General features: G+C 72.4%; 8 protein-coding genes and 1 pseudogene. 1 reads left to right on the top strand and 8 read right to left on the bottom strand.

Annotation, left to right across the window (positions count from 1 at the left end; translation table 11 throughout):
- Positions 1-400: 400 nt before the first annotated feature.
- The 8 genes from HMPREF0731_RS11540 to HMPREF0731_RS11575 all read right to left on the bottom strand — a co-directional run bounded on the left by HMPREF0731_RS11540 (position 401) and on the right by HMPREF0731_RS11575 (position 7019).
- Entirely contained in the window at positions 401-775 is a 375-nt protein-coding gene (locus tag HMPREF0731_RS11540) for a DsrE family protein (RefSeq protein WP_007004306.1), read from the bottom strand.
- Positions 772-1611, bottom strand: a complete 840-nt coding sequence (locus tag HMPREF0731_RS11545) for a HesA/MoeB/ThiF family protein (RefSeq protein WP_040613170.1) — start codon at positions 1609-1611, stop codon at positions 772-774. Before HMPREF0731_RS11545 ends, HMPREF0731_RS11540 begins: the two co-directional genes overlap by 4 nt.
- Positions 1612-1754: 143 nt before the next feature.
- On the bottom strand, positions 1755-2195 hold the full coding sequence (dut, locus tag HMPREF0731_RS11550) for a dUTP diphosphatase (protein WP_007004308.1): 441 nt from the start codon (positions 2193-2195) through the stop codon (positions 1755-1757).
- Positions 2195-3388 (bottom strand): bifunctional phosphopantothenoylcysteine decarboxylase/phosphopantothenate--cysteine ligase CoaBC, encoded by a 1194-nt coding sequence (coaBC, locus tag HMPREF0731_RS11555; protein WP_007004309.1) that lies wholly within the window; start codon positions 3386-3388, stop codon positions 2195-2197. Before coaBC ends, dut begins: the two co-directional genes overlap by 1 nt.
- Positions 3389-3393: 5 nt before the next feature.
- Positions 3394-4131, bottom strand: a complete 738-nt coding sequence (locus HMPREF0731_RS11560) for a class I SAM-dependent methyltransferase (RefSeq protein ID WP_007004310.1) — start codon at positions 4129-4131, stop codon at positions 3394-3396.
- 72 nt (positions 4132-4203) lie between these two features.
- On the bottom strand, positions 4204-5730 hold the full coding sequence (murJ, locus tag HMPREF0731_RS11565; protein WP_007004311.1) for a murein biosynthesis integral membrane protein MurJ: 1527 nt from the start codon (positions 5728-5730) through the stop codon (positions 4204-4206).
- A 122-nt stretch (positions 5731-5852) separates the two neighbouring features.
- Positions 5853-6374: a protein-export chaperone SecB gene (gene secB, locus HMPREF0731_RS11570; RefSeq protein ID WP_007004312.1), complete on the bottom strand. Its 522-nt coding sequence runs from the start codon at positions 6372-6374 to the stop codon at positions 5853-5855.
- A gap of 87 nt (positions 6375-6461) precedes the next feature.
- Positions 6462-7019 (bottom strand): histidine phosphatase family protein, encoded by a 558-nt coding sequence (locus HMPREF0731_RS11575; protein ID WP_007004313.1) that lies wholly within the window; start codon positions 7017-7019, stop codon positions 6462-6464.
- 129 nt (positions 7020-7148) lie between these two features.
- Here HMPREF0731_RS11575 and HMPREF0731_RS26160 point away from each other — a divergent pair.
- Positions 7149-7288 (top strand): annotated as a pseudogene (locus HMPREF0731_RS26160) (Tim44/TimA family putative adaptor protein); the annotation flags it as partial.

The following is a 7288-nucleotide window of genomic DNA, read 5'->3' on the forward strand; positions in this document are numbered from 1 at the left end:
GGCGGCACGGGCGGTTGCAGCGCCGGGCCGCCCCCACCCAGGCTGGACCCACCCAGGCTGGACTGGGCGCGCGCGGGCAGGGGCAGCGCCAGCAGGGCGGGCAGCAGCAGGGCAAGCGCGGCGGAGCGAAGGAGAGAGGCCATGCGGCGATCTGGCCCGCATTGCGCGCCGATGGTCAAGCGCCGCTCCCGCACCGCAACACAGCCCGCCACCGCAGCATCCCCTCAGCCAGCCAGACCCGCCTCGACCCCCGGGCGGCGGCATGGCGGCCGCGCGGCCCGGCGCCCCGCTGTAGAGCATCGGGGGCGGGAAAGGGAAGCGCGGCGGCCGGCGAAGGCGGGGTAAAACATGGGGCTAGGTGGTTTTCCTCGCCCTGTGTCTTTGGCGCCGCGCGGGGCGGCTAGAGCGAGAGCATCTGCCCCGCGCCGACGGCGCCGAGGAAGGTGACGACGCCCGTCACCTCGACGCCGGGGGCCAGCTCGGCGGCGTCCAGCCCCTCGGCGCGCAGCCCGGCCTCGCAGACCAGGCGGCGCACGCCGAGATCCTGGGCAGCGTCGAGCAGCGGGGCGATGCCCACGACGTTGCGGCGGGCCAGCACGGCCTCGCGCTCATCGGCGAGCAGCGGGGTGCGGCGCAGCAGCAGGCGGCAGCCGGCATTGGTGGCGAAGAGGATGACGGGGCGGCCGATGGCGGCGGCGCCGGTGGCCAGCATCAGCGCGTAATGCGCCGGCTCGTGCCCTGGCGAGCGCAGCAGGATGCCGAGCGGCGCGCTCATGCGCCTGCGCCCACGCCGCAGAGCACCGGCTCCGGCGCCACCGCGTGGCAGGCGAGGTCGCGGATGCGGGGTGAGGGGCCGCAGAGCGGGCATTCCGGGTCGCGCTTCAGGGCGACGGTGCGGAAGCGGGCGTCGAGCGCGTCCCACAGCAGCAGGCGGCCGGCCATGCCCTCACCAATGCCCAGGATCTCCTTCAGCACCTCGGTGGCCTGGAGGGTGCCCATGACGCCGGTGACGGCGCCGAGCACGCCGGCCTCGGAGCAGCTGGGCACCAGGCCGGGGGGCGGCGGCTCGGGGTGCAGGCAGCGCTGGCAGGGGAAGGGGGCGCCGAGATGCGACTTGTAGGTGGAGAGCTGCCCCTCGAAGCGCAGCACGGCGGCCGAGACCAGGGTGCGGCCGAGCAGGTGGCAGGCATCGCCGAGCAGGAAGCGGGTCGGGAAATTGTCGGTGCCGTCGCAGATGATGTCGTAGCGCGGGATCAGCTCCTGCGCCGCCGCGGCGTCGAGGCGGCGCTGATGGATCTCGACCCGCACCTCGGGGTTGAGGCGGCGGATGGTCTCGGCGGCGCTGTCGGCCTTGTTGCGGCCGAGGCGGGAGGTGTCGTGCGCCACCTGCCGCTGCAGGTTGGAGAGTTCGAGGATGTCGTCGTCGATCAGGCCGATGGTGCCGATGCCGGCGCCGGCCAGGTAGAGGGCCAGCGGCGAGCCGAGCCCGCCGGCGCCCACCAGCAGCACGCGGGCGGCGCGCAGCTTCGCCTGGCCGATGGCGCCGACGTCCTGGAGCAGGATGTGGCGCGAATACCGGTGCAGCTCGGAATCGGTGAAGTCGAGGTCCATCTGGGACATATGGGTGCCGCGCTGCCTGACTGAAGGCGGGGTCCGGGGTGGCCCTGCCACCCCGGCGGAGGGGTCTGGGGAGGCGGAGCCTCCCCAGAGTTCTTTCGGTTCTGTCTGGGGAGGCGGAGCCTCCCCAGGTTACTTTAGTGACCCGTGCTGCCGAAGCCGCCCGCGCCGCGCCCGGTCTCGGGCAGGGTGTCCACTTCTTCCCAGCCCGCGCGGATGACCGGCGCCAGCACGCCTTGCGCGATGCGCATGCCGCGCTCGATGGTGAAGGGGGCGTCACCGGCGTTCAGCACGATGATCTGCACCTCGCCGCGATAGTCTTCGTCGATGGTGCCGGGGCTGTTGGGCAGGGTGATGCCGTGCTTCAGCGCCAGGCCGGAGCGCGGGCGGATCTGCAATTCGTGGTTGGCGGGCAGGGCCATCTGCAGGCCGGTCGGCACCAAGGCGCGCTGGCCGGGGGCGATGACCAGCGGGGCGGTGATGGCGGCGAGCAGGTCGAAGCCGGCGGCGCCGTCGGTGGCGTAGCTGGGGAGCGGCAGGCCCTCGGCATGGGGCAGGCGGCGGATGGCGATCTTCATCAGGCGAAAAACTCGGCGATGCGGGTGGCGAGGCGGGCGGCGACCTCGGGCTTGGGCAGGCGGGGCCAGTCCTCCACCCCGGACTCGGTGACGATGTGGACGGTGTTTTCCGCGCCGCCCATGACGTCGCCGGAGACGTCGTTGGCGACGATCCAGTCGCAGCCCTTGCGCTGGCGCTTGGCGATGGCGTTGGCGACGACTTTTTCGGTTTCCGCCGCGAAGCCGACCACGAGGGTGGGCCGCCGGGCGTGGCGGGAGAGGGTGGCGAGGATGTCCGGGTTCAGGGTGAGCGCCAGGGGTGGCGGCGCTTCTCCGGGGATTTTTTTCAGTTTCTGGGTGGCCTCGCCGGCGCTGCGCCAATCGGCCACGGCGGCGGCGCAGATGGCGGCGTCGGCGGGCAGGGCTGCCTCGCAGGCGGCGAGCATGTCTCGCGCGCTTTCGATCCGCATCGTTGTGACGCCGGGCGGGTCGGGCAGGGTGACGGGGCCGGAGACCAGGGTGACCCGGGCGCCGAGCCCGGCCAGCGCCGCGGCGATGGCGTGGCCCTGCTTGCCGCTGCTGCGGTTGGCGATGTAGCGCACCGGGTCGATCGGCTCATGCGTCGGGCCGCTGGTGACCAGGATGTGCCGGCCGGCCAAAGGTTTCGCGCCGGGGTCGAGCAGGGCGGCGATGGCGGCGAAGATTTCCGAGGGTTCGGCCAGGCGGCCCGGGCCGCTTTCGGCCTCGGCCATGGCGCCGTCATTCGGGCCGATGGCCTGCACACCCCGCGCGGTCAGCGCCGCCATGTTGGCCCGCGTCGCGGGGTGGGCCCACATGGCCCAGTTCATCGCGGGGGCCACCAGCACGGGGCGGTCGGTGGCCAGCAGCACGGTGCTGGCCAGGTCGTCGGCCAGGCCATGCGCCATCTTGGCCAGGAAATCCGCCGAGGCCGGCACCACCGCCACCAGGTCGGCCATGCGGGCGAGGCGGATATGACCCACATCCGCCTCCCCCTGCAGCGACCAGAGGTCCTGGTGGACCGGCTCGCCGGCGATGGCCTGGAGCGCGTTCGGCGTGACGAAGCGGGCGCCGCCGGCGGTCAGCACCGGCGTCACCCGCGCCCCCGCCTTGCGCAGCAGCCGCGTCAGCTCCAGCGCCTTGTAGGCGGAGACGCTGCCGGAGACGACCAGCAGCACATGCTTCCCCGCCGGCATGCGGCTTACAGCTTCCAGCCGGTGTGGATGGCGACGATGCCGCCCGACAGGTTGCGGTAATTGACCCGCTCGAAGCCCGCGCCCTCGAACATGCCGGCCAGCGTCGGCTGGTCGGGGAACATGCGGATGCTCTCGGCCAGGTACTGGTAGCTCTCGGCGTCGTTGGCGATGCGGCCGCCGATGGCGGGCAGCGCCTTGAAGGACCAGGCGTCGTAGAGCGGCCGCAGCGCGTCGATCTCGAGGCGCGAGAATTCCAGCACATGCATGCGCCCGCCCGGGCGCAGCACGCGGAAGCCCTCGCGCAGCACCGCGTCCTTGTCGGTGCAGTTGCGCAGGCCGAAGGCCATGGAGACCTTCTCGACGCAGGCATCCGGCAGCGGGATGCGCTCGGCATCGCAGCAGACGAAGGAGAGGCCATCGGCCAGCCCCTTCTGCAAGGCGCGGTTCTGCCCGACATTCAGCATGGCGGCGTTGATGTCGGCCAGGATGACCCGGCCGGCGCCGCGCTTGCGGGCCAGGAAGGCGACATCGCCGGTGCCGGCGGCGAGGTCGAGCAGCGTGTCGCGCGGGCCGGCGCCGATGGCGGCGACGAAGGCGTGCTTCCAGGCCCGGTGCAGGCCCAGCGACATCAGGTCGTTCATCACGTCGTATTTCGGCGCGACGCTGTCGAAGACCTCCCGCACCATGGAGGCCTTGGCCTCGCGGGGGACTTCCTTGAAGCCGAAATCGGTGGTCTGGGTCATGCCCTACAGGATAGCGCGCCGGCGGGGTTCGGGAAGTGGGGGCGGCGTGACGGATGGGCGAAGGGTGCGGGCTCAGCGGCCGCGCCGCAGCAGCTCGGTCAGCTTCAGCGCGCCCAGCGCCTGGGTCATGCCGAAATAGGCGGCGAGGCCCACCACCACCAGCAGCCCCAGCTCCAGCCAGCGCCAGATCCCGGCGGTGGGCGGCATGACCGAGGAGAGCGCCGCCACCAGCGCCGCCATCACCGCCGAGGCCAGCAGCAGCCGCCACAGGTTGCGGCGCAGCTTGCGGTCGGCCAGCCATTGCCCGCGCCGTGCCAGGATGGCGCAGAGCAGCGCGGTGTTGACCCAGGCGGCGATGGAGGTGGCCAGCGCGATGCCGACATGCGCCAGCACATGGATCAGCGTCAGGCTGATGGAGAGGTTCACCACCACCACCGCGATGCCGATCTTCACCGGCGTCGCCGTGTCGCCGCGGGCGAAGAAGCCGGGGGCGAAGGCCTTCACCAGCACGAAGGCCGGCAGGCCGGCGGCATAGGCCATCAGCGCCGCGGCGGTGGCGTGCGCCGCCTCGGTCGTCATGGCGCCGCGCTGGAACAGGGCCAGCACGATGGGCTCGGCCAGCACCATCAGCGCGGCGGCGGCGGGCAGGGTCAGCGCCAGCGACATCTCCACCGCCCGGTTCATGCTGCGATGCGCGGCGAGCTTGCGCCCCGCCCGCAGCTGGCGCGACAGCAGCGGCAGCAGCGCCGTGCCGACGGCCGCGCCCACCACGCCGAGCGGCAGCTGCGCCACGCGGTCGGCATAGTTCAGCATGGCCACCGCGCCGGCCGGCAGCAGCGAGGCGATGAAGATGTCGATGGCGAGCGACAGCTGGGTGATCGAGGCGCCGAGCAGCCCGGGCACCATGGTGCGCACCACCTGCTTCGTCTCCGGCGTGACGCGCGGCCAGGAGATGAGGCGGAAGCCCATGCCGGCGCGGCGGCAGGCCACCACCACCAGCGCCAGCTGCGCCACGCCCGAGGCCATGGTGCCCCAGGCCAGCGCATGCGCCGGCGTCGCCACATAGGGGGTGAGGGCGAAGAGCGAGACGATGGCGAAGAGGTTGAACAGCAGCGGCGCGCCCGCCGCCATGGCGAAGCGGTCCACCGCGTTCAGCACGCCGCTGACCAGCGCGGTCAGGCAGATGAACAGCAGATAGGGGAAGGTGATGCGCGACAGCTCCACCACCAGCTCGAAGCGGTAGAGGTCGTCGACCAGGCCGGGGGTCAGCACCCGCATCACCTGCGGCATGAAGACGATGCCGAGGCCGACCAGCAGCAGCAGCCACAGGGTCATCAGCGTCGACATGCGCTCGGCCAGGTCGCGGGCGCGCTTCGGCCCTTCCAGCGTCAGCATGCCGGTGAAGGCGGGCACGAAGGCGGCGTTGAAGGCGCCCTCGCCGAACAGGCGGCGGAACAGGTTGGGCAGGCGCAGCGCGATGAAGAAGGCGTCCGCCAGCGGCCCGGCGCCGAGCGTCGCCGCGATCAGCATGTCGCGCAGGAAGCCGAGGATGCGGCTGGCGAAGGTCCAGCCACCGATGGTCAGGACGTTGCGGAACATGGCGTCACCGGTGGCGGGTCAGGGCAGGCGGGGCAATTGGCGGGCGGCGGGGCCGCCCGGCCGGGTCGGCGTCCCCGGGGAGACGCCGGCCACGCCCACCGGGCGTGGCCAAACCGAAAGAATCAGGCCTGGGCGACGGGGCCCTGGCCGTCGATGCCGCCGGCCTGCTGGCCGCGGCGGGACTGCCACAGCGCCACGAAGTCGATCGGCGTCAGCAGCACCGGCGGGAAGCCGCCATCGCGCGTCACATCGGCCAGGATGTTGCGGGCAAAGGGGAAGAGCAGGCGCGGGCACTCGACCAGCAGCAGCGGCTCGAGCAGGTTCGGCTCCACATTGACGGTGAAGATGCCGCAATAGACCAGCTCGGCGATGAAGGCGGTCTGGCTGCCGCCATTCGGGCCGGGGGCCTGGGCGTCGGCGCGGATCTGCAGCGACACCTCGAACACATTGCCGCCCTGCTGCAGCGGGCGCGCCTGCACGTCCAGCGCCAGGTCGATGTGCGGCTGCTCGCGCAGCGTCGCGAAGATCTCCGGCGCGCCCGGCACCTCGAAGGACAGGTCCTTGGTGTACTGCACGTTCAGCAGCAGCGGACCCTGCGGCGCGGCGCCGTTGGGCGGGGGAAGGTCGGCGTTGGTGTCGGACATGCGGGCCCCTGGAAATGGCGTTCCGGTATCGCCGGGCGGGGTAGCACGCCCCGCCCGGCCTGTCACAGGTCGCGCGGGGAGGATCCCTCAGTGCTTCCAGACGATGCTCTCGGGCGCCGGGCCGGTCGGGTCGCAGCGCAGCCACTGGCCATTGGTGACCGACTGCCCGGTCATCGACAGGATGAAGCCCCAGTGGGAGACGACGACGGTGTGCTGCCAGTCGGCCAGGGCCGACATCTCGGCGCGGAACAGCCGGGCGCGCGCCTCCACCTGGTCGGCCGGCTCCTCGACCGCCGGCCACCAGACCTCGTCGATATGGTTGAGGTCGAGTTCCGGCCAGTCCTGCGCCAAAGCGGTGCGGGGGGAGCCGATGTCGCAGGCGAAGGCGTAGCGCTCGCGCACCAGGGGCTGCACCAGCACCGGCAGGCCCAGGCGCTTCGCCAGCGGCGCCGCCGTCTGCAGCGCCCGCGTGTAGGGGCTGGCGATGATGCGCTGGACCTGGTGCCCGCCCAGGATGGCCTCGGCCGCCGCCTCGGCCTGCTCATGGCCGAGCGGGGTCAGTTTCGGGTCCTTGATGCCCGGGTCGCGCCGCGTCGCGGTGAAATGCAGGTTGAATTCGCTCTGGCCGTGGCGCAGCAGGATCATCGCGGAGCTCCTTGAGGCGTTCTGGCAGTAGCCAGAGGGGGAAATCCCTGCAAGACGGTCGGTTCCGGCACCGTCCGGCGTTGCGGTGGGGCCACCTGTCTCCTAGATGTGCAACATGAGGAGAATGCAATGTCCGGCGGCTTCCCGGTCGATCTGATCCTGTTCGCCATGGTGGCGGCCTTCCTGGTGCTGCGGCTGCGCAGCGTGCTGGGCCGCCGCCAGGGCTTCGAGCGGCCGCCGCAGGAGCGGCCGGCCCCCGGCCAGGCCCG

It is taken from the genome of Pseudoroseomonas cervicalis ATCC 49957 (assembly GCF_000164635.1).
In the GTDB taxonomy this organism is placed as follows: domain Bacteria; phylum Pseudomonadota; class Alphaproteobacteria; order Acetobacterales; family Acetobacteraceae; genus Pseudoroseomonas; species Pseudoroseomonas cervicalis.

What these genes read in the sequence shown, in the direction of transcription:
- HMPREF0731_RS11540 (WP_007004306.1), bottom strand. Translation starts at nt 775, where the DNA reads ATGAGCGCGCCGCTCGGCATCCTGCTGCGCTCGCCAGGGCACGAGCCG.
- murJ (WP_007004311.1), bottom strand. Translation starts at nt 5,730, where the DNA reads ATGTTCCGCAACGTCCTGACCATCGGTGGCTGGACCTTCGCCAGCCGC.
- dut (WP_007004308.1), bottom strand. Translation starts at nt 2,195, where the DNA reads ATGAAGATCGCCATCCGCCGCCTGCCCCATGCCGAGGGCCTGCCGCTC.
- HMPREF0731_RS11560 (WP_007004310.1), bottom strand. Translation starts at nt 4,131, where the DNA reads ATGACCCAGACCACCGATTTCGGCTTCAAGGAAGTCCCCCGCGAGGCC.
- HMPREF0731_RS11545 (WP_040613170.1), bottom strand. Translation starts at nt 1,611, where the DNA reads ATGGACCTCGACTTCACCGATTCCGAGCTGCACCGGTATTCGCGCCAC.
- coaBC (WP_007004309.1), bottom strand. Translation starts at nt 3,388, where the DNA reads ATGCCGGCGGGGAAGCATGTGCTGCTGGTCGTCTCCGGCAGCGTCTCC.
- HMPREF0731_RS11575 (WP_007004313.1), bottom strand. Translation starts at nt 7,019, where the DNA reads ATGATCCTGCTGCGCCACGGCCAGAGCGAATTCAACCTGCATTTCACC.
- secB (WP_007004312.1), bottom strand. Translation starts at nt 6,374, where the DNA reads ATGTCCGACACCAACGCCGACCTTCCCCCGCCCAACGGCGCCGCGCCG.